The sequence below is a fragment of the Pseudaminobacter soli (ex Zhang et al. 2022) genome, from assembly GCF_014595955.1.
Classification (GTDB): Bacteria; Pseudomonadota; Alphaproteobacteria; order Rhizobiales; family Rhizobiaceae; genus Kumtagia; species Kumtagia pseudosoli.
This window is the reverse complement of sequence record NZ_JABVCF010000006.1, coordinates 1-21,439: the sequence shown is the minus strand read 5'-3', so window position 1 is coordinate 21,439 and position 21,439 is coordinate 1. Positions and strand designations below refer to the sequence as shown.

Here is a 21,439-nt window from a genome sequence, read left to right as displayed (position 1 = left end):
ACAAACGCTGCGGCTTTGCCGAAAGTGAAGGGAGGTTCTCCTGGCGGACAGCGTGCCGAGGCATCGTTGAGCTTGGCGGCCTGACCGTGCATGCGGCGCGCCGATCTAGCTCGTTCAACTCCGCGGCATGCCGCTGGCCCCACTTGCACAGCCCGCGCAGCACAGGTTCCAAACTCAAGCCGAGCGCGGTCGCCGAGTAATCGACGCGGGGCGGCACCTGACGGAAGACCTCACGGCGGAACTGCTGGATCAGCACCTTCTGGCTCACGTCCGAGACCGGTCGCGTCAACCCCGAGAGCCGCTTCGGGCCGTCAGACAGATGATAGAGGAGATTCGCCTTCCAGCGCCCGCAGATCACCTTCAGAGCCCGTTCGGCCGGGAGCGCCGGCAGCCTCTTCATCACGTCTGCCATGGTTACCTCCTGGCCGGTATGGCACGAAAGAGTGTGTAGAGCCGATCCCGGGACTGTAGGCAAATGACCTCGGCGAGTAGGCACCGCCGCAAGCCCGGGCAGGGTCTGGGAAAGCGCCTCCGGCGGAGGGAACGTTCCGATCGACTCCAGCTTCTTTTCCTGCCTCCCAGGAAACTACTGGATCGGCCCGCTGAAGTCTGGGGGCGTTTGCTGCCGAATCCGGATCTCTGTGCGGGGGGCACTCAGTAGTGGGCGCCTCTCCCGCAATCCGAAACGGCATTCGGTGGCAAAGACCAGGTTCTAGCTACCGAATGCCTGATGTGCGCGGCACTCACTGTTCGGCGACCCTGCTGCGCATGGAGCAGGTGGGCTTCCGGCCGGATCAGAAGCAGGCTTTGGGGGCGCCAAGGCGGGGTGGCACGGATTCCTTGCTAACCTGGAGCAGGTCCTGGCGCGGATCGGTTGAACGCCGTCGCCGAGCGGGTCGTCCGATCCGCTCGGCTCAACTTCAAGGGAAGTCACCATGAACTGGAACAACTGGATTCGGCAGGGTCACCGCTGACTGTCGATCGCCTTTACGGTGACCGTCATCGCCAACTTCGTCGCCATGGGGCTGGGGGAGCCTCCCGCCCTGGTGGTCTATTCGCCACTGCTCCCGCTCTTCCTGCTCCTGTTCACCGGCCTGTGACGCCAATGGTCTTTGCCACCTCACGTCGGCGTGGTTCGTCCGTGACCGTCATCAAGCTGTCGTAAGGAACTGGTTACGTTTCCGCAAGTCCAAGCGGAGGCGTAGCCGGTGACTGTGGCGACCAACAGCGATGTGCCGAGGAGGGCGGGATGCGGTCTTGCTACAGCCGTGTCCTGAAGGGCACCGACCCGGTCAGCCTCGCCATGCGTGTAGTCGTCCAGGCTGCCGTCCGCGATCTCGACTTCCATGTAAACGAACTTGGCCGGGCTTTGAAGCGCAGCCGCAGCGGTGCGATCGGCTGCTTGGTGCCTTCGATCGCGAATTTGGTCTTCGCCGAAGCGATTCACGGCGTGCAGAGCCGCTTCGCAGCCGCCGGCTACCCGTTGATCCTGGCAACGTCGGATTATGACCCGGACCAGGAAACGGCTGCAGCGGCTGCGCGCTCGTCGACGCCCGGGTCGAGGCGGTGGTGCTCACCGTCTGCGATGCGGTGGAGAGCGAGTCTGTGGCGATGCTGCGCCGCGAGAGCGTGCCGTTCTGCCCCATGTTCAATGCCTCCGCAGAAGGCCGGCCTGCCGTCTGGGTCGACAATCGCACAGCGTCTTACCGCGCCGGGTGTGAACTTGCTTCGCTGGGGGACCGTCACCTCGCCTTCGTGGTGTCCCCGGCTCCGGGCACCCGCTTTCCTGGCCCGGCTGACACGACCTTTCAGTGATGACCGATATCCAGATCGCGATGCGGCCGGCGGCGATTTTCAGAGAGAAGCCATCTCGGCCGACAGCCAACCGACTCATGACGATGGGGTGATCATGTTACGAGTGCACGCCAATGCGCTGCTTTTCCTCGCTGCACTTAACTCGGGGATTGGCAAGGTCGGGAGCCGCGTGCGGGATCCCGGCATGCTCTACAATTTGGGTAATGCACTTGGCTTCATCGTCGGGCTTGGCATCGCGCTCGCGGCGGATGTTGCTCAAGATGACAGGGCCAGCGCATGGGACCGCGGTATTGCCCATGTTGCGGGAAGTCCGGCGGCGGCGGCACTAACCGCCGCCACGGTCGTGTTTTTCTGGGGCGGCATCGCCTATACGAAGGCCTGGTCGAACGGTGCAGCGCCCAATCCCAGGCTCAATCGCCAGGGCGATGTGCTTTCCGGCATCGGCGCCATCCTGCTCGGAGCCGGATTGATCATGATGGGCAATCCGTGGCTTGCGGTTTCGGCCGGCGTGCTGCACGCAGCGGGGAAATTCGGCAGTGCCTTGGGCGGTATGGCAACGCGGCAAGGATCTTTCGTCCAATCGCGCGTTGCCAGCCTCTGCAAGGATCTGGTCCTGGCAAGCCGGGTGCCCGCTGTCTTCGTAGGCGCGGCTGCGCTCTGGCGGGAACTTATTATGCTGGACAGCATGGAGCGCCTTCTGCTCTCTCTGAGTTTCATGACCTGTTGCCTGATATGGGCCGCGGCCGATTGGATGTTGCTGTCGCCAGACGGGTGGGTCAGGTCGGTGGCGGCGCGCCTTGCCGGAAGGAACCGGCAGCCCGATCGCGAATGGCTGACGGACGACAGCGAGCTTGTCGTTGGGAATGTTCGTAAAGGGCTTAATTGAGCCATCTACGGCGCCTGGTGCCATGACTGCAAAGGGTCGTCCGCGGAATGTCCGCTTCAGCCAAATATGTTCCGAAAGCAGACTGACAGCTTTCGGCCGATATCGGTCGTCCAATGATACCATCGCAGCAGCAGTTGCGGTCTTAAGACATCGACCGGATTACATCGGCTATGGAGTCAGCGGACGGCACCGCGGCTTGTTCCAGAGCGATAGACGCTGGCAATGGAATATCCGGCATGGCATGCCGCTTTACTTGGCGCACGGCTGCCGTGCCCAGTTCCTCAAGCGTGCGCGCGATGATTTCGCCGCTCATTCCGAAGCTCAGGAAATCCTCGTCTACGACCAGCAGCCGGCCCGTCTTGGATACAGACGTCGCGACCGTTGCGATGTCGAGAGGAACCAGCGTCCTGAGATCTACGACCTCGACGGAGACGCCTTCGCCTTCGAGCCTGGATGCAGCGACGAGTGCGTCTCCTACCGAGGCGGAAATCGTGACGAGCGTCAGGTCGCTGCCCTCGCGCACCACTTTCGCCTTGCCGAGCGGCACGGTATACCGTTCCTCGGGCACGAAAGCGTCCAGCGGGTACGACGACACCAGTTTGTTGAGCTGCCGCTTGTTCTCAATGAACACGACGGGGTCATCCGACTGGATCGATGCCGCCATGAGGCCCTTGTAGTCATGTGGCGAGGAGGGGCACACGACGGCCATGCCGGGCAGATGAGCGAACAGCCCCCACAGGCACTGCGAGTGCTGCGCGGCCGAGCCGATGCAGCCACCGGCGGTGCGCAGCACCATGGGCACGCGCGTATTGCCGCCCGACATGTAGGGAATCTTGGACATCGCATTCATCACCTGCTCGAGGCAGACGCCTATGAAGTCGACGAACATGATCTCCACGACGGGCCTGTAGCCGGCCATCGCCAGCCCCACGCCCATGCCGGTGAAGGCCATTTCAGAAATGGGCGTATCGCGCACCCGCGCTTCGCCGAAGCGCGCCTGCAATTGCCGCGTGACGCCGAAGACGCCGCCGCTGCGGCCTATGTCTTCGCCCAGCAGAAGGACCTTTTCGTCGGCTTCCATTTCCAGCGAGATCGCCTCGCCGATCACCTGGGAAAAGCGCAGATTGCGGACGGGAGTCGAATTCATGTCATATGCCTGCAAAGCTGAAGCGGTGGAGTTCCGAAGCCGGGGGGAGAGGGTCAGAGCGTACGCGGGCCAGCATCTCGCGGGCCCGCGTACGGGACGCCTCGCGCCATCTGGCCATCTCTTCCTCGGAGGCCAGCCCGAGCTCCGTCAGGCGCTTTTCAGCCAAGGTGAGAGGATCGTTTTCGACAAGCATGCGCTTGCGCTCGTCGCGGGGACGGTAGGTGTCGTGGTCGCCTTCATAATGGCCGCGGAAGCGGAAGCATGTGGCCTCCAGCATCGCGGGCCCGCTGCCGCCGCGCACATGGGCGAAGGCCTCGGCCGCGGCCTCTGACACGGCCTCGACATCTGTGCCGTCGACATGGCGAGCCCACATGCGATAAGCCGGCGCGCGCTCCGCGACGGTCGGGGTGGCCGAGACCTCGGAAAACCGCACCGAGATCGCATAGCTGTTGTGCTCCACCACGACCAGGAGCGGCAACTTCCATGCGGCCGCCATGTTCAGCGATTCGTGAAAGGCGCCGGTGTTTGAGGCTCCGTCGCCGATGACGGCGACCGCCACTGCATCGGTTTTTTCAAGCTGCGCCGCATAAGCAAATCCCAGCGCCACCGGCAGCGAGGAACCCACGATACCCGTGGCCGAAAAGCGCTTTTCCGGATCGAAAGGGTGCATATGGCCGCCGCGCCCTCTGCACAGGCCGGTATCTTTCTCGAAGATCTCTGCCATCAGACGGTAGGGATCGACCTTCTTGGCCAGACCGTGCAGATGATTGCGATGTGTGCTCACCAGCGCGTCATCGCCGCGCAACCAAGGCGCAATGCCCGCCGCGACCGCTTCCTGGCCGATCCCGGTGTGCAGTTCGCCGTGTATCTCACGGGTCGGCACACCTTCCAGGCACGCTTCCTCGAAATGGCGCATGTCCAGCATCGTGTGATACAATTCAATCAAAGACGGTTCGTTGGCGGGCACGGATTCACCTTGAAGCGGCATTTACATACGTGGATTTTTGTATCCAATTTCTTATTATGCTGTCAATATCGAGCCGGGATTCGGCCGGATTGGATTCCGGACAAGATCGAGGTGAACAGTTGAAAGGCATGTCGTTGAAAGGCACTTCCGCGCCCTCTTCCGCGTGGGCGGAGGCTTACAGTTTCCTGCGCGAAAGGATTCGCAGCGGCCACTTCAAGAGCGGGGAAAGAATTAAGGCGGAAGACATTGCCGCGCAGCTCGGCATCAGCCGCATGCCGGTGCGCGAGGCGATCCGGCAGCTCGACAGCGAAGGCCTGCTCACCATCCGCGCCAATCGCGGCGCCATCGTCACGGTGCTGAAGCCGGACGAAATCCTGGAGCTGTTCGAGATGCGCTCCGTGTTGGAAGGGGTGGCGATCAAGCGCGCGATGAAGCGATTCGACGAGGACGCTTTCACAACCCTGGAAATGCATTTGGTCAGGCTAGGCCGCGCCCAGGACGATCCCGACCTGTGGATCGACCGGCACAACGAGTTCCACGACTTCATCTGCGCCCAGAGCGACGCCATGCGGCTTTTCACGGAAGTGCGCCAGTTGCGGACTGCCGTCGAGCCCTATCTGCGGATGGTGCTCGGCATCATGCAGTCGGGCGATGCGGTGGCCGACCACCAGAAGCTGATCGACGTCATCCGGCAAGGGGACCCGGAAGTGGCCGAGGCTGTCATCCGTGAACACGTGCTGAGTACCGCCTACGACCTGATCAGGGCCATGCCCCTCGGAGAGCAGAACTAGCGTTTAGTTCCGGCATCTGGTGTGGCAGATTGTGGGTGAAGCGTCTGTCCACATGGAATTGCCATGAAGGGACAGAGACGAGGCGGACAGCGGGGATCGTCCCGTCGGACAGATCGAGGCGCGAGCAAGGATGGCGAGCGTCCCCGCTGCTGCGCCTCAGGCGGCCTCGAACCCGCGACGACGGTCCCAGTCGGTGACATGTGTGCGCGTGATTTCGAGTTCTTCCGCGACGAGTCCCGCAAGGTGGCGATGGACGGCAGGTCCGAAGGCATCATGCGCCACGGATGAGCCGCGGAAGGCGGCCATCGCCTCTGTCAGGTCGGACGGCAGCGACGGCAGGTCTGCGCTGCCGGCGTCGCCGGCCGTCGCGGGCGGCAAGGGCAGGTCGGCCTCGATCCCGGCCAGGCCTGCCGCGATCAGCCCGGCATAGGCAAAGTAGGGGTTTGCGTCGGCGCCCGGAAGGCGGAATTCGAAGCGAGCGCTTTTGCCGGCGCCCGTAAGGCGCACGAGGCAGGTGCGGTTGTCCCATGCCCAAGTGCCGTTCACCGGGGTGAAGTTGCCCCTTCGCAGCCGCCTGTAGGAGTTGGCATAGGGGGCATGCATCACCATGAAGTCGCCCGTATAGGCGAGGATGCCCGCGATGAACGATGCGGCCCGGCCACTGGGCGTCTCTCCTTCAGTGAGCAGCGTGCGGCCTTCGGCGTCCCTGAGGCACAGATGGATGTGTCCGCCGGAGCCGGCCGAATGGTCGAACGGCTTGGCCATGAAGGTGATGGAGCGCCCCGCCAGGAAGGCCCGCGTCCTGGCCACATGTTTGAAGATCGCGTGCTGGTCGCAGGCTTTCAGGGGGTGCGAGGGCGTGACATTTATCTCGAGCTGGCCGACGCCGCCTTCCCCCTGGATCTGGTCGACGCTGATGCCGGCGGCGCTTAGATCCTCTACCATCTGTTCGAGAAACGGTCCTGCGATGCCGGTGACGAAGAGATCATTGTCCGCATTCCGATGATGGAAGGGGCGGAATGTCCTGTAGTCAGCTTCGGCAAGCTCCGCGAAGGACTGGTCGAAGAGATAGAATTCGAGCTCGGAGGCCATGCTGGCGGTCAGGCCGGCCTCGGCGAGCCGGCCAAGCTGGCGCTTCAGCATCGAACGGGGCGCCTGGGGGACCTCCGCGTGGCCGGCGTCGTACGCGTCGGCCAAATAGTAGTCGACATTGCCGTCGCCCGGCACTCGGAAGCGGCTTTCCAGGTCGGGCCGTAACGTGCCGTTACGGAAGCCGGTATGGACGCCGGTGACTTCGAGCGACAGATGAGGCTGGTTCTCCAGTCCAGTGACCAGATGGAAGTTCGGCATCGCCATGCCGCTTTCCTTCGCCTCCGCGAGTCGGTCAGCGGGCTGGCGCTTGCCGATGAGGCGGCCGCAATTGTCCGGCACGCAGATAGTGAACTGTCGACCGACGCTGGCTGAAGTCATCGCGAAAGCTCCCCGCCGTCTATGACTATGTTGGACCCGTTGACATAGGAGAAGAGGCCGGAGCACATGGCCACCGTCACGTCGGCGACCTCCTCCGGGCGGGCGAAGCGGCCCATCGGTATGCCTGCCTGGTATCGCGTCCTTATGGCTTCGGCGTCCGTTCCGGTCTCGGTGGCGAGATCGGCGATTGCTTTCGAGACCATTTCCGTGTCGACCGTGCCGGGCGAAATTGCATTCACGCGCACGCCCTTTGGAGCGAGTTCCTCCGTCAGGCAATCGGCGAGCCGCAGGAGGCCACCCTTCGAGGCGCTGTAGGCCCCCCACAGCGCCCCGCCCTTTAGGCCAGCCTGCGAGGCGACGAAGACCAGGTTGCCGCCGCGGGGCAGCCGCCGCGCCGCCTCGCGCGCCACCAGGAAGGCTCCCGTCAGGTTGACGTCGAGCACGCGGCGGAACTCCGCCACGCTCATGTCGGCTACCGCGCCGATCGTGGCGACGCCGGCGGCATGCACGATGTCGTCGATCGGCCCGGCCGCGGACGCCTCCTCGAAGGCCCGCGACACTGACCCTTCATCGGTCACGTCGCAGCCGCGTACCGGTCCCGATGCGGCGATGTCCAGGCGCACGACCTGCGCGCCCGCCGCCTCGAACGCGTCGGCGACCGCCTTGCCTATACCTCTGGCTGCGCCGGTCACGACGGCGCGGCGGCCGGCGAGGAGTGGCGGCAGGCCCCGCCCGGTAGAAGGCGCCCTCATGCTCGCGCCCATTCCAGCTTCGCGCCCCCCGCGAAGCGCCGGCATGCCCGTTCCGGCCGGCCATCACCGGCGAAGAACCGGCGTGCCCACAGATTCTCCATCAAGCCTCTTCCTGTTCCACATAGCGCATGCTATTTCGGATACTTGGATACATTTATCTGAAAGCCTTGCCAAGCGTGTCACGACCGTATCCGAAGGAAAAGTGCATATGGCGGTACGCCTCGACCATCTCTCGCTTGCGGTCTCCGACCTCGATGCGGCGATCACCTTCTTCTGCGAAGGCCTCGGCTTCATCACGCATTTCATCGAACGTGGCATGACCGGTCAGATCGCCTCCATGCTGGGCCTGCCGGAAGCCGGCTGCGATATCGCTCAGCTTGTGTGCGGAGGCGGGGACGTCAGGCTGGAGCTGATCGCCTTCCGTCACGAGCAGGTCGGCCGCACTCTGTCCCATCCGATGACGCCCGGGATGGGCCATGTCGCGTTCAGGGTCGATCAGTTTGAGGCCACGCTCGCGCGGCTTTATGTGCTGGGCGCGGAGCAGCTTGGCGCCATCACCCAGTTTGAGGCGGGCAAGGCAGTCTACCTTCGCACACCATTCCACGCCTTCCTGGAGGTCCAGGAGGCGTCGCGGCCTGAGAGCGCAGCAATTGCAGGGGGGAATGCCTGATGCGCGAACTGAGCTTGCCGGGCCGCTCGGCCGTCTATGCCGGGGAGGCCATGGCAGCGACCTCCCATCCGCTCGCAACCAGCACGGCCCTCCATATTCTGCGTCGCGGCGGCACCGCGATGGATGCCGCAATTGCCGCAAGCGCGGTCCTGGCTGTCGTGGAGTCGCCTGAAACCGGGATCGGCGGTGACTGCTTCGCTCTCTACGCGCCCGAGGGCCAGATGCCGCCGATCGCCTTCAACGGCTCGGGGAGGGCTCCCCTGGCCGCGGAGATCGGCTGGTACGAGGAACGCGCGATCGGCAAGATCGCAGACGACAGCGCGCATGCCGTCACCATCCCCGGCGCTGTCGACGCATGGTGGCGCCTGCACGGGCGGTTCGGCAGGCTGGATTTCGCGGAATTGTTGCAGCCGGCGATCCGCTATGCCGAGAACGGTTATGTCGTGCACGAGCGCGTGGCGGCGGAGTGGCAGGTCGCCGCCGCCCGGCTGGAGAACGACTCCAGCGCGCGGTCGCTGTTCCTCGCCTGCGGTCGCGCGCCGGAACCCGGAACGGTGATGCGCAACGGTGCGCTCGCCCGTTCGCTCGACCTCATCGCCAGGAAGGGCAGGAAAGGCTTCTACGAGGGCGAGCTGGCGCAGGCAATGGTGGCTCATCTGCAAAGCCGCGGCGGTCTTCACACGATGGAGGACTTCGCCCGGACGGCCGGCGAATTCGTCGAGCCGATCTCCATCGACAGGGGCGCGAACCGGATATTCCAGATGCCCCCGAACACGCAGGGGGTGGTCGCGCTGATGATCCTGCGACTGCTCGATGCCTGCGGCGCCGGCGATCTCGATTTCCTGTCGCCGGAGCATACCCATCTGGCTATTGAGGCGGCAAAGATCAGCTATGGCTACCGTGACCGGCTGCTTGGCGATAGCGAACGGAGCGGAGCCATTCTGGACCTTCTCGACGACAAGGATGCGATCGCCCGCCTGGCCGCGGGCATCCTGCCGCGCCGCATGAACCCCGACCTGCCGAAGGTCGCCGGCGGCAGCGCCAACACCGTCTATCTGGCCGTGGTCGATCGCGACCGGAACGTGGCCAGCTTCATAAATTCGATCTACCACTCCTTCGGTTCCGGCATCTGCGCGCCCGGAACGGGTATCCTGCTTCAGAATCGCGGTGTGAGTTTCCGTATCGATCGCGATCATCCCAATGCGATTGGCCCCGGCCGCCGCCCCATGCATACGATTATTCCGGGAATGGTAGGCAGGGATGGGCGGGCCGTGCTGTCCTTCGGCGTCATGGGCGGAGACTATCAGCCGATGGGCCATGCGCATGTGCTCACGGCGGTCCAGGACCACGGCTACGATCTCCAGGCGGCATGCGACGCCCCGCGTTACCTTCCCGTCAGCGGGCGGGTCGAGGTCGAGCGAGGCATGGACCCGCGTACATGCGAGACGCTCAGTTCCTGGGGCCATGAACTGGTCCCGGCCGCCGATCCGCTGGGAGGCGCCCAGATGATCAGTATCAACTGGGATAGCGGCACGCTCGCGGCAGGCTCCGATCCGCGAAAGGACGGATGCGCCCTGGGTTATTGAGGGGATGCTTGGCGAAGAATCTCCTTGCCAACATGCGATGGAACGTATCCAATTATCCATGTAGCCAGATAAGGCCTATAAAAGGTCCGCAAAGGGGAGTGTAGAATGGGAAATCATGTCAGAAGCCGGCGGGATGTTCTGAAGTTCGCAGGGGCGGCGGCTCTCGGGCTGTCGATGTATCCGCATGTGTCGAGGGCGGCGACCGCCAGCCTGGAGGACATACGCAAGCGCAAATACCTGCTTTACGGTTTCAACGGCGAGCGGCCCTACAACTATACTGACGCGGAAGGAAACCTGGTCGGGTCCGAAATCGACATCGCCCGGGCGGTGGCCAAGAATATCGGCATCGATGAGGTCCAGGGCGTGGCGATGAATTTCGACTCCTTCATCCCGGCGATACTGGCGGGGCGCATCGACACGTGCCTGCCGATATTCGTGAAGCCGGAGCGCTGCGTGAAGATCGCCTTCGCGACGCCTCACCTCATCGAGGGCCAGTCGGCGATCGTCGCCGCCGGAAACCCCAAGGGCATCGGCGGCTGGGACGATCTCGTCAGCAAGGATGTCAAGGTCGGCCTCATCGCCGGCACGACGCCCAACGAGATCGCCAAGAGCGTAGGGCTGGCCGACGATAGGATCACGCGCTTCCCCGATACCACGACCATGACCGCCGGCATGCGCAGCGGCCGCGTCGACGTCATCGTCGAGGCTTCGAGCACCATCCGTCTCATTTCCGAGGAACTGGACAAGGCCCAGTTCGAGCGGCTGTCTTCCTGGCAGAAGCCGACCAAATACGAGGGCGCGATTGAATTCTATGCGGCTTTCGCATTCAGCCTCGACGCTTTGGAGCTCAAGACAGCGTTCGACGCCGAACTCGCGAAGCAACTGGCCAATGGCAAGCTGGGGGAGGTCACTGCCCCCTATGGATTTACCGCCGCGGACAGGCCAGGCCCCGACGCGCCCACGCTTGACGCCATCTGCGGAAAATAGCGCTGCATCGACCGGCATGGGCGAGTGACAATGGATGCGGCGACCTATGTGCTCCCGGCCCTGCTGAAGGGGGCGTGGATTTCGCTTCTGGTCGCCGTCCAGGCGGGTGCGCTCGGCCTCGCCATCGCCGTGGCCGCGGGAGCATTGCGAGAGATGGCGAACCCCATCCTGAGGTTCGCCATCGGGCTTTATGTGGAGTTCTTCCGCGGAACCTCCGCCTTCATCCAGATCTACTGGGCCTATTTCGCCCTACCCATGCTCGGCGTGCGGCTTTCCGCGCTGGAGGCTGGCACGGCAGTTCTGGCCCTGAATATCGGCGCCTATGGCACAGAGATCGTCCGGGGCGCACTGAAGGCGGTTCCCAGAGGCCAGCGCGAAGCTTGCCACGCGCTAGGACTGCCGGTGTGGATTACGTACGTCAAGGTGCTCATCCCGCAGGCATTGACCCGGGCTATCCTACCCTTCGGCAATCTGATGGTGGACCTGCTGAAGGGCACCGCGCTGCTGAGCGCCATCACCGTCACCGAACTGACCTTTGCCGGCCGCCAAGCCGTTTCCTCGATCGGCCACCCGTTCCTCATCTTCGGAGCCGTGCTGGTGCTCTACCTTATCATGGCCGCCCCTATCGCCTGGGGCGCCCGGGCGTTCGACCGGCGCGCGCGCCGCTGGCAGACAGAGGCCTGAGGCGTGATCATCGACTTCGCCTACATAGGGGAGATACTTCCGGCCCTTTTCGGCGCGACGCTGGCCACTCTGCGCATCGCGGTGTTAGCCTTCGGTCTTTCTCTGCTCGTAGGCCTCGGCTTTGCGATACTGCGCCTATCCAAGCGTCGCGGCCTCGTCGCCGGCATATTCGCGTACACGGAATTCATCCGCCTGACGCCCCTCATCGTCCAGCTCTTCTTCGCCTACTACGTTCTCCCAGAAATCGGCATCCAGCTTCCGGCGGAGCCGACCGGCATACTTGTGATTGGACTGCACTATGCCACCTACACCTCGGAGGTGTTCGGCACGGGTATTCTGGCAGTGCAGCGCGGTCAGTGGGAATCCGCCTGGTCGCTCGGACTCAGGGGCTGGGTGGTCTGGCGCAAGATCGTTCTACCTCAGGCCATTCGGCCGATGGTGCCGGCGCTGGGGAACTATCTCGTGCAGCTTTTCAAGGAAGTGCCGCTCCTATCGACCATCACCGTCTATGAGTTGCTGAACACCGCAAACCTCATTGCCGGCCAGTCCTTCAGATATCTGGAGGTCATGACGCTTGTGGCCTTGATATTCTTCGTGATCAGCTACGGATCGTCCCTGATGATCGCAAATCTCGAGGAGCGAGAAAGGTCGCGCTAGAATTTGGTTGAGGACCGCTGCAACAATCCAGAGGGGAAACCGATTTGAAGACCACCGTCCTATCCCTGCTTCGGGCGGCGCCGGACACCGCCATAGTCCTGACTGCGCCGGGACGGCGCGGGCTGACCTATAGGGAGTTGCGCCAGCTCGTGGGGCGCATCCACCGGCAATTGGCTGCACGGGGCATCGGCGCGGGCGACCGCGTGGCGATCGTGCTGCCCAACGGCCCGGAGATGGCAGCGGCCTTCCTGGCGGCTGCCTCCGGCCTGTCGGCGGCCCCGCTGAACCCCGCCTACAAGCAGGCCGAGTATGAGTTCTACCTTTCTGACCTGCGGCCGAAGCTGGTTCTGGTCGAGGCCGGGTCGGACAATCCGGTGCGTGCCGCGGCCGAAAAGCTGGGCGTTGCGGTTGCGGAACTGAAGGTGGAGGCCGATGCGCCGGCCGGCGCCTTTTCGCTGTGGTCCGAGGAGGCCGGTTGTGTGCCACCTTCGCCGGACCACGAGGCGCTGGTGCTTCATACCTCCGGCACCACCTCTCGCCCCAAGGTGGTTCCGCTCTCGCAGGCCAATCTGTTCGCTTCCGCCCGCAACATTGCGGACACCCTGCAACTGACGGCGCAAGACCATTGTCTCAACATCATGCCGCTGTTCCACATACATGGACTGATGGCGGTGATTCTGGCCTCGGCAGGGGCTGGTGCGTCGGTCTGCTGCACGCCGGGCTTCAATGCGCTTCGCTTCTTCGGCTGGGCGACGGAGGAGAAGCCGAGCTGGTACTCCGCAGTGCCGACCATGCACCAGGCCATATTGCAGCGGGCCGAGCGCAATCCCGAGGCGGTAGCGCAGATGAAGCTGCGCTTCGTGCGCTCGTCCTCGGCCTCGCTACCGCCTGCCGTGTTCAAGGCCCTGCAGGAAACCTTCCATTGCCCGGTGATCGAAGCCTACGGCATGACGGAAGCCTCGCACCAGATGGCGTCCAACCCGTTGCCACCGGGCGAGCAGAGGCCCGGCTTCGTGGGCAGGGCGGCCGGACCGGAGATCTGCATCCTCGATGCCGACGGCGCGCCGCTCGCAACCGGGAAGGAAGGTGAGGTGTGTATCCGCGGCACCAATGTCACCTCAGGCTACGAGAACAATCCCACGGCCAATGCAGCGAGCTTCGTCGACGGCTGGTTCCGCACCGGCGACCAGGGCTATCTCGACGCGGACGGCTATTTGAAGATCACCGGCCGCATCAAGGAAATCATCAATCGCGGCGGCGAGAAGGTCTCGCCGTTGGAGGTGGACGACGTCTTGCTGGAACATCCTGCGGTGCGCCAGGCGGTAACCTTCGCCATGCCACACAAGACGCTGGGCGAGGAAGTGGCCGCTGCAATCGTGCTGGTGGAGGGGGCGACCCTGGAGCCGGCTGCGTTGCAGGCTTTTGCCGCCGAAACGCTTGCCGCCTACAAGGTGCCGCGCAGGATCGTTATCCTCGACGAGGTGCCGAAGGGCGCCACCGGCAAGGTCCAGCGCATCGCGCTGGCCGGGCTGCTGGGCCTGGGAGAGGAGTGAGATGGCCAGGATCTGCGTGTTTGGGGCGGGTGCCATCGGCGGTTATCTCGCCGTGTCGCTGGCGAAGGCCGGCGCGGACATCTCGGTGGTGGCGCGCGGCCCGCATCTGGCGGCTATCCGCTCCCGCGGGCTGACGCTGCGCAAGAACGGAGAAGAGCATACTTGCCGTATCACGGCGACTGACGATCCGCGCGAACTGGGCGAGCAGGACTATGTCATCGTCGGCATGAAGGCGCATGCCGTGCCGGCGGTGGTGGAGCGCTTCGTGCCGCTGCTGGGGAAGGACACCGCAGTGGTGCCGGCGGTGAACGGTCTGCCATGGTGGTATTTTCATGGCGCGAATACGGGCACGCCGCTGGATGGGACTTGGCTGGAGAGCGTCGATCCGGGCGGCGCGCAGTGGAACTTCTTCGGCCCCGAGCGTGCCATCGGCTGCGTGGTCTATCCGGCATGCGACGTGCCGGAGCCGGGCGTCATCCATCACTCCAGCGGCGACCGCTTCACGCTCGGCGAGCCCGACGGTTCCGACAGCGAGCGCCTGCGCCTTCTTTCGGAAATGCTGATCGCCGGCGGCCTTAGGGCGCCAAGGAAACCGCGCTTGCGCGACGAGATCTGGATCAAGCTGTGGGGCAACTGCTCCTTCAATCCCGTTTCGGCCCTGACCGGTGCCAGCCTCGACGTTATCGGCGCCGACGATGCCAGCCGCCGCCTGATTCACGACATGATGGTCGAATGCAAGGCAGTAGGCGAGGCCGTGGGCGCGCGCTTCGGAGTCACGATCGAGCAGCGCATCAAGGGCGGCACCGACATTGTCGGCCACAAGCCCTCGACCCGCCATGACGTGGAACTGGGAAGGCCGATGGAGATCGACCCGCTCGTCTCTTCGGTGCTTGAAGTGGCTCGCCGGCTGGCCATCCCGACCCCCACGCTCGACGCGATTGCGGCGCTGCTGCGCCTGCAGGGCCAGGTGCTTGGGCTCTACGACCGTAAGCCCGGACTCGAGGCGGTGATATAATCCCCGGCGTTAAGGCCGCGCCGTTAGGCCGCCCCGCTATCGGGGCTCATGGAGACATGGCAATTCGAGCCTGGTAGTCGTGCCCATCCCAGTTTCGCAATTACCGTATGAGCTATTGCTTCTCCAGTCAGCCTCTTCTCTTTGATCCCTTTTTGTGCCTCTGTGCATTTCCAGGCGTCGAAACGCCTGGAAATTTCGTTGACCCTAGCTTTCTAAGCGTTGGTCATTTTTAACTTCAAGGATGGCCAGCTTCTGTGCCTTTTGGCCAAGACTTGGTTGGGTTTCTCAATTGTTGTTACGTTTTCAATGGTCGGAGAGGCAAAGTTGTATCCTCGATCACGCGGAATGCATTGATAAGAAGAGGTTTTTTTGATAGGAATAAAATCCATACCCAAAGTTGTGTTCCTACCATACGCAATGTTTTATCCCTGAGAACAGCCGGAAAGTTTTCCGGAGGATGCTAAGCGGTCGGCTCAGGGAGGTCGCCCGTCTACAGAACGCTATCTTCAGGCTCGCGCTCAACGGTCCTGCTCAGTTTGTGTGGACCATAAATTCACAATTAAATTTTCAATCGGCAGCGTGGGATTTATCGCATCTCAACAACGGGGACGGGGTAGGGCAGTCGCATCCGCCAAAAGTGGTCGTCGCTGCCTCACACTCCAATTGGCGGTGGTGGGCCGGAAGAGGACTGTCCGGTTTGAGGACCACCCCGCGGTAAGCTGCCCTTCGGGGCGACAGCAGAATGTCCGGTTAGGGTTGCATGGCAGAAGGAAAGGCGCGCGACCTTGGCAGCATCATCGAAGCCGCCAGAGTGCGTCCCGCAAATAGCCGAGCCTGCACATAACGCTGTCGACGTGAGCAGAGTATCTGTGCCACCTGTTGAACCGGAAACGGGGGACCTGCTGACCAATGCTCTGCGAATTCGCCAACCGCTTCCCGCGCGACCTTGCGATGCTGCTGGAACGCGACCGGGATTTGACGCGCAACTTCCGTGAAGAGACTGCGACCGATCTACTGATGATGGGACTTACGCCTCTCCAGCCGCATGGCGTCCGCGTTGATTTTCCCGACGAGATAGTCACTGGCGCGGACATGGACTGGATCTACGCCGCGCCGCACGAGGTCGGCGGTGGTAGCTATCTGCGCCTGATGATCCAAGCCAAGCGCTGTAAGCGGGCGAAGCTCAAGGACGGATCAACCTACTGGTATTACGATCATCTTGATCACGGGACGCCGAAAGGAAGTCAGGCGCAGACGCTGGTGAACTATGCCGCGTCCAAACCGGATGGGATGGATACGCTGCCGTTGTACATGTTCTATCACCCTCAGTCGGCGCTTGAGCAGGTGGCCGGCCAACTTCCGGGCGTGGAAGGAATCAACATAAGGCTTGCGCGCGACATTGTCGGCACGGTGATCGGCGGATGTAAGCGCAATGAGAAGAAGGTCAGCCACTGGCGCGCCGGCTTCCTGACTTTGTCCGACCTGCTCTGCTGGCCGATCGTCAACGAGCCGGCGCCACCGCCGCCACCAGGAGAACCTGCGACGGAGTTCCTGCTTCCCGGCACGTTCGCCCCAATCACCTATCTAGCAATGGCCTTTCACCCTGAGTTGGTCGCCGAACGGATCAATCTGGTCCGCGGGGAGATCGCACGGACGGCCGATCCGGACTTCGCGGTCCGACCGTCGAAAGGCGTCCCTGACCATATCCGCCGTGGGATTGCTGGTGAGATGACAGAGAAGGACCGTGCCGCGCTCGAACGGCCGAGGGTCATACTCAGTACGCCGCTGACGAGTGAGGATCCGCAGTTTCAACAGGCGCGCGCCGCGGTTCGGCGCAGAAGGGGCGGTTCGGCGGGGAACTGATCCTCGACGGCAGTCGCGGACGGTCCGTAGCCGCTACCCCTGGCATTCCCACATAAGTGAGCCGCGGGCCTTCGGCATCGCACACCCACCGGGCGACCGAAATAGGCGATGCAGAGCGGAAGTTCGCCGGCTTGATTGAGTGTCCGCTTCCGTAAGTGAGCCACCCAAACCGGCCATCCGCTATCCGTCCAATTGGGACCAAGACGAATCCTTGATCACCGCTCTTCAAAGGGATCCGTTGGGTAGGTTTGGGGCCGTCTGCTGACTGTCCGGTTCGGGCTGAGAAACTGAGAAAGCTGCCATTCGGCAGCCGACCCCCTTCCTCGCCGTTTGGCTCGCTGCTGTCGTTACCCAGAACTTGCCGTTCGTTCGGGTCCCGATTGCCGGCTTGAGCGGCCGAGAACGGACTGGCAGCTTACGAGATGCTGTTGTTAGAAGCGGCCCTTCTGATGCGAGCTAAAGCCAGTCCATAAGCATCGCCACCTGTTCGGAGGTCAGGGGAGTCGCTGCTCGGCCGGCATACGCGTCTCGGAAAATGCCGTACTTGATGCCGATCTCGGCAACGATTTGATCGATGTCAGACTTCCCGTCCTCCTGTTTGGCTCGATTCACGATCGTAGCGATCGAAGACCGATAGTATTCGGCCAGGTTGAGTATTACCGACTCTAGGTAGCTCGGCGTCCGCCCGGCGTGCACAAGCTGGTTACGCGCCCTGTAAACCCGATGGATCTGCCAACGGACGCGGTCCGCATGGTCGCAAATCGTCCGATTTGCCGACTTCACATCCTTATATAGTCATTCTGGAGCTTCCAAACTCTGTGAAGTGCTAAAGGGTTGTCCTTTAGGATGCCGGTCAGGATCGTCCGGCGGTCGGCGTGCTCGGGGAGGAACATGAGCTGTGAGAACGCCCGGTAGCCTTGCATTTCCCTGTAGTCCGGCATTGCCCGCAGCAGCCGGTTGAGTTTCGTTCGGTGTCCGATGAGGAGTTCTTCATAGACCGCATTGACCTGTCGGCGGCTATGACGGGACACAATGCATGGTGCGATCAGGGATGCATAATGAACGATTCTCGCTTCGTCCTTGGGTTCGCTCAGAAGGACCTCCACGGCTGACCAGAGGGATATGAGCTGGTTCTCCGGGCTGCCCGATGTCCGCGCCAGTGCGGCGGTCCTGATGGAGCTAAGCAGCCGCTCGGTTGAAGGTGCATCGAAATTCTCGCTGATGCTCCGCGCGTAGTTGCTGATCGTCTTACTGCGGATCGGCGTCTTGGCACTTGCCGTTCGCTTTCGTGCCGAGAGGAAGTCGCCCTTCGTGATAGCCACGCCCTGCTGGGCCCGCAGTCGGGTAACATGCATGGTGTGGCCCCACTCGACCTGCATCCCGTAGGGATCGAGGTAGGCAATCGCCCGCTGGGCACTGAGCATCTGATAGCAGGAATCCATGGCCCCGTGTGGGTCCAGGTGGGACAGCTGAATTACAAGAACGGCGGGCAGGTTTTCATGGCTAGGATTCAGCTGGAGAGTATCGATCTGCTCATCCTCGAAGTCCTCCATGGGGCGGATCACGTAACCGAGCCTCTGAAGGTAGGCGCCAAGGTCCCGTGTCACGGCCGCGAGGACAATGAAACGCTTCTCCTTGCCATCGAACTCGCGAAAGAACTTGGACAAGGTGCTGCGGCCGATGCGCTGGATGTCTTCCGAGAAAAAGAACTCATCGACAACGCTCAGGACATGCCGTCGTGAGTATCCGAGATTGATGAGGTGGCTACAGTAAAATCCAGCAAGCTTACGAACTTCGATTTTTTGGTTCTGCTGGTCGAAACAGGCAAGGATCAACTCTTCCAGCTTACTCTTGTAGGCTCTGGAAATCAGCTTTAAGATCAGGCGAATGTGGGAAGCCATCGCCTCGATGGAAAAGCCTTTACTCTTCATAATCTTACATAGCGAAGCGATTTCCTGCTCCGCTAAAACTTTTGCGGCCGAGTCCTTCCCGAAAGACCAGGTCAACTCTTCGACAATTGGTTCCAGCACTGCCTGCGGGACCCGCTCCCGCCTCACATCATCGCAAAGTTGGAGCGCTTCCTTCAGACGCGCGTTCGTATCCAGAGAGTAGACGCGGAAGCTTTCAAAGGTAGTCGGGATGAGCATCTCACTCATCAGCTGTGCAAAGAATAGGATACCTCTACTTCCCGTCGTATTCGGCCAGGCATTCTTTGGTGGTCGCACCGGCTCCCCCCAAGTAGCGGCGATTCGAAAAATTTACGCAGTGTTTGCTGGGGAATTCAAGCTGGCGCTGGGAAACTTCAGCCACGCCCTCCAGAGCCCCTGGCGGTGTCGCACTCTGGAGGCGGCAGCGACGGCACCGGTCTAACCAACTGTCGAGCTCGCCGCCATCCCGCCCCCCGCCCGGTCGGACATTTTTTGTCGTGATCGGCATGCGCGCAGTTGGTAAAGTTGCATGACGATGAAGGAGTTGGGATGGAGCATTGGCAGGTAGAAGAACTGCAAGAGAAGGCAATCTGCGCTGGTTGCGTCGGGGAAGAATATCTCTCCGGCGAGATCAGCCGTGATGGCACCGATCGGGTCTGCCACTATTGCGGCGAGTGCGGAAAATCCTACACGCTCGAAGAGATAACTGGGCGCATCGAACACGCCTTCGAGGATCATTATACACGCACCCCCACCGATCCCGATGGCTTCGAGTGGGCCATGCAGAAGGATCCGGAGATCGACTATTCATGGGAACGGCAGGGCGAGCAGACGATCTGTGCGATCATGAATGCCGCCGACATTCCCGAGGAGGCCGCTGGCGACATCCAGGCAATTCTGGCCGATGAGCACGGCGACTTCGAAATGGACCAGATGGGCGAGGAAACGCCCTTTGCTGAAGAAGCGCATTACGAAGAGATCATGCCGGGCGATGAAGAGTGGCAGGAAGGCTGGCGACTTTTTGAGCGGACCATAAAATCCGAAGCGCGCTTCTTCAGCCGAACGGCTGCTGCGCAGCTCTCCGCGCTCTTCGATGACATCGATCAGCTCCGCACGCGTGACAACGAAACTCTAATTGTCGATGCCGGGCCGGGTACGGCCCTGAGCGAGCTATACCGTGCGCGTGCCTTCCAATCGGATGACAGGCTGAAGGCCGCTTTGATGCGCCCCGACCGGGAAATGAGCGCACCGCCATCGTCGCTCGCGGCCGCCGGCCGCATGAACGCCAAGGGGATTTCGACATTCTACGGCGCGACCGAGCCTCATATCGCTCTGGCGGAGGTACGGCCGCCCGTCGGTAGCCAGGTGGCAATCGCCCGCTTTGAGATCGTTCGGCCGCTTCGCCTGCTTGACCTCAACAAGCTGGAACAAATCAGCGAAGGCGGGAGCATCTTCGATCCGGGCTACGCGCGGCGCCTGGGCCGGATGATGTTCCTGCGCAAGCTTACAGGGCGCATCTCGCGGCCCGTCATGCCCGATGACCAGGACAGTGAATATCTGGCGACGCAGGCCATCGCTGATTATCTCGCTACCGAAGGGAAAGTTCCCTTGGACGGGATCATCTTCCCGTCCGTCCAGGCCGGCAATGAGGGCGTCAACGTGGTGCTCTTTCAAAAGGCGTCACGCGCCGAAGAGATGGATATTCCCAAAGGCGCCGACCTCAGTGCTGATACTTGCCATGACACAGCGGATGGTCCCGAACGCGAGTACACCGTAATCGAGCGCGTGCCGCCGCCGGAGCCAGAGCCGGAGAGGCCGGCGACACCCAGCTTCTTCGATCCGTTGGCCATCGATTGGGCTGATCTGAGGACGGATTACGACGACCGCGAGATCACGCTTAAGGTCGATCCTGCAGGCATCACGGTGCACGTCGTGGAGGCCGTCAGCTTCAAGACGGATGAGCACACGGTCAGGCGATATCGATGGGCGAAGCTCGATGCAAAGGACGAACCATTCTGAAATTGTAGGTCACCGGGGAAGAGTACCGGTGGAGAGCGCGGAGCAACCCAAGATCGCTTAGGTGGCAAGCATGTCCGCTTCCGGTGAAGTTTCTGAAGGGATGAATGACCGGGATTGGGCGCGAAGCGGCCGTTCACATCTTGGCAAACGCAAGTCGGCTTGGAGTGGAAAGCTGCCCTCCGGCTATGTTTAGTTGCAACCCTGAGTGGCCGCACGCCGAAATCAGAATAAGGATGAGCGCGACGTCCCGCTAGGCCGTCCTACTTTTGCGGTTTAGATGATCAGTGTCGTAGTAGTTCGCTTAGGCAGCGGACTGGTGCGGTCGCGGGACACGCACCGTGACGGGCAGCCGCGGTGGTGTCGAGCTGCAGCATCGCACGTGCCATGATCTTGACATGAGCGGCGTTATCACCACGAATATAGTGACTAACTTTACTCGAAGCGAAACGATGCCTAACACCAGTGCAGCCAAGCGTCCGCGCGGTCGTCCGCGGAAAAACCCAGAGGCACCTATGACGCCGGCCGAGCGGCAGGCCGAGCGCCGGCGACGACAGAACCGGGCCGAGTCCGATCTTGACGCGCTCCGGGACGCTATCGGACGGATCATCCGTCACACCGAACGTCTCTATGCGGTCATGTATAGTGGGAA

The 21,439-nt window shown here is 62.4% G+C and carries 16 protein-coding genes and 2 pseudogenes; 12 read left to right on the top strand and 6 right to left on the bottom strand.

All coding sequences use genetic code 11. The features are described 5' to 3' along the window. Positions 1-133: 133 nt before the first annotated feature. A pseudogene (locus HUI96_RS12305) lies at positions 134-400 on the bottom strand (winged helix-turn-helix transcriptional regulator); the annotation flags it as partial. Positions 401-750: 350 nt separating this feature from the next. On the opposite strand from HUI96_RS12305, the pseudogene HUI96_RS12300 reads away from it, so the two are divergent. Both HUI96_RS12300 and HUI96_RS12295 read left to right on the top strand, forming a co-directional pair. Next, positions 751-878 (top strand): annotated as a pseudogene (locus HUI96_RS12300) (polyketide cyclase); the annotation flags it as partial. 845 nt (positions 879-1,723) lie between these two features. After that, on the top strand, positions 1,724-2,701 hold the full coding sequence (locus HUI96_RS12295; protein WP_188254961.1) for a hypothetical protein: 978 nt from the start codon (positions 1,724-1,726) through the stop codon (positions 2,699-2,701). A 142-nt stretch (positions 2,702-2,843) separates the two neighbouring features. Here HUI96_RS12295 and HUI96_RS12290 read toward each other — a convergent pair whose 3' ends face one another. Beyond that, the gene (locus HUI96_RS12290; RefSeq protein WP_188254960.1) at positions 2,844-3,848 is read right to left on the bottom strand and encodes an alpha-ketoacid dehydrogenase subunit beta; all 1,005 of its coding nucleotides are present in this window, start codon (positions 3,846-3,848) and stop codon (positions 2,844-2,846) included. Position 3,849: 1 nt separating this feature from the next. Then, a complete protein-coding gene (locus HUI96_RS12285) occupies positions 3,850-4,815 on the bottom strand; it encodes a thiamine pyrophosphate-dependent dehydrogenase E1 component subunit alpha (RefSeq protein WP_188254959.1) in 966 nt (321 codons plus the stop codon). A gap of 134 nt (positions 4,816-4,949) precedes the next feature. On the opposite strand from HUI96_RS12285, the gene HUI96_RS12280 reads away from it, so the two are divergent. Further along, a complete protein-coding gene (locus HUI96_RS12280; protein ID WP_210320149.1) occupies positions 4,950-5,606 on the top strand; it encodes a GntR family transcriptional regulator in 657 nt (218 codons plus the stop codon). 156 nt (positions 5,607-5,762) lie between these two features. Here the strand turns inward: HUI96_RS12280 and HUI96_RS12275 are convergent, their stop codons facing one another. Together HUI96_RS12275 and HUI96_RS12270 are read right to left on the bottom strand one after the other, a co-directional pair. Continuing rightward, entirely contained in the window at positions 5,763-7,076 is a 1,314-nt protein-coding gene (locus HUI96_RS12275; protein WP_188254957.1) for a glutamine synthetase family protein, read from the bottom strand. After that, a complete protein-coding gene (locus HUI96_RS12270) occupies positions 7,073-7,828 on the bottom strand; it encodes an SDR family NAD(P)-dependent oxidoreductase (protein WP_188254956.1) in 756 nt (251 codons plus the stop codon). The genes HUI96_RS12275 and HUI96_RS12270 overlap by 4 nt, the downstream gene beginning before the upstream one ends. A gap of 208 nt (positions 7,829-8,036) precedes the next feature. Here HUI96_RS12270 and HUI96_RS12265 point away from each other — a divergent pair, with 208 nt between their 5' ends. The 8 genes from HUI96_RS12265 to HUI96_RS12230 all read left to right on the top strand — a co-directional run bounded on the left by HUI96_RS12265 (position 8,037) and on the right by HUI96_RS12230 (position 16,843). After that, the gene (locus HUI96_RS12265; RefSeq protein ID WP_188254955.1) at positions 8,037-8,498 is read left to right on the top strand and encodes a VOC family protein; all 462 of its coding nucleotides are present in this window, start codon (positions 8,037-8,039) and stop codon (positions 8,496-8,498) included. Further along, the gene (locus HUI96_RS12260; RefSeq protein ID WP_188254954.1) at positions 8,498-10,084 is read left to right on the top strand and encodes a gamma-glutamyltransferase family protein; all 1,587 of its coding nucleotides are present in this window, start codon (positions 8,498-8,500) and stop codon (positions 10,082-10,084) included. The genes HUI96_RS12265 and HUI96_RS12260 overlap by 1 nt, the downstream gene beginning before the upstream one ends. Before the next feature lie 105 nt (positions 10,085-10,189). Beyond that, complete coding sequence (locus HUI96_RS12255) at positions 10,190-11,071, top strand: transporter substrate-binding domain-containing protein (protein ID WP_188254953.1); 882 nt, start codon at positions 10,190-10,192, stop codon at positions 11,069-11,071. A 30-nt stretch (positions 11,072-11,101) separates the two neighbouring features. After that, on the top strand, positions 11,102-11,755 hold the full coding sequence (locus tag HUI96_RS12250) for an amino acid ABC transporter permease (RefSeq protein ID WP_188254952.1): 654 nt from the start codon (positions 11,102-11,104) through the stop codon (positions 11,753-11,755). A 3-nt stretch (positions 11,756-11,758) separates the two neighbouring features. Then, complete coding sequence (gene ehuD / locus HUI96_RS12245) at positions 11,759-12,412, top strand: ectoine/hydroxyectoine ABC transporter permease subunit EhuD (RefSeq protein WP_188254951.1); 654 nt, start codon at positions 11,759-11,761, stop codon at positions 12,410-12,412. Between the two features lie 44 nt (positions 12,413-12,456). Continuing rightward, the gene (locus HUI96_RS12240; RefSeq protein WP_188254950.1) at positions 12,457-13,965 is read left to right on the top strand and encodes an acyl--CoA ligase; all 1,509 of its coding nucleotides are present in this window, start codon (positions 12,457-12,459) and stop codon (positions 13,963-13,965) included. 1 nt (position 13,966) lies between these two features. Further along, positions 13,967-14,980: a 2-dehydropantoate 2-reductase gene (locus HUI96_RS12235; protein ID WP_188254949.1), complete on the top strand. Its 1,014-nt coding sequence runs from the start codon at positions 13,967-13,969 to the stop codon at positions 14,978-14,980. Positions 14,981-15,889: 909 nt separating this feature from the next. Further along, entirely contained in the window at positions 15,890-16,843 is a 954-nt protein-coding gene (locus HUI96_RS12230; RefSeq protein ID WP_337918270.1) for a DUF6615 family protein, read from the top strand. Positions 16,844-17,622: 779 nt separating this feature from the next. Here HUI96_RS12230 and HUI96_RS12225 read toward each other — a convergent pair. Next, the gene (locus HUI96_RS12225) at positions 17,623-18,999 is read right to left on the bottom strand and encodes a hypothetical protein (RefSeq protein WP_188254947.1); all 1,377 of its coding nucleotides are present in this window, start codon (positions 18,997-18,999) and stop codon (positions 17,623-17,625) included. Positions 19,000-19,320: 321 nt separating this feature from the next. On the opposite strand from HUI96_RS12225, the gene HUI96_RS12220 reads away from it, so the two are divergent. Then, on the top strand, positions 19,321-20,790 hold the full coding sequence (locus HUI96_RS12220; protein ID WP_188254946.1) for an RES family NAD+ phosphorylase: 1,470 nt from the start codon (positions 19,321-19,323) through the stop codon (positions 20,788-20,790). Positions 20,791-21,439 lie beyond the last annotated feature (649 nt).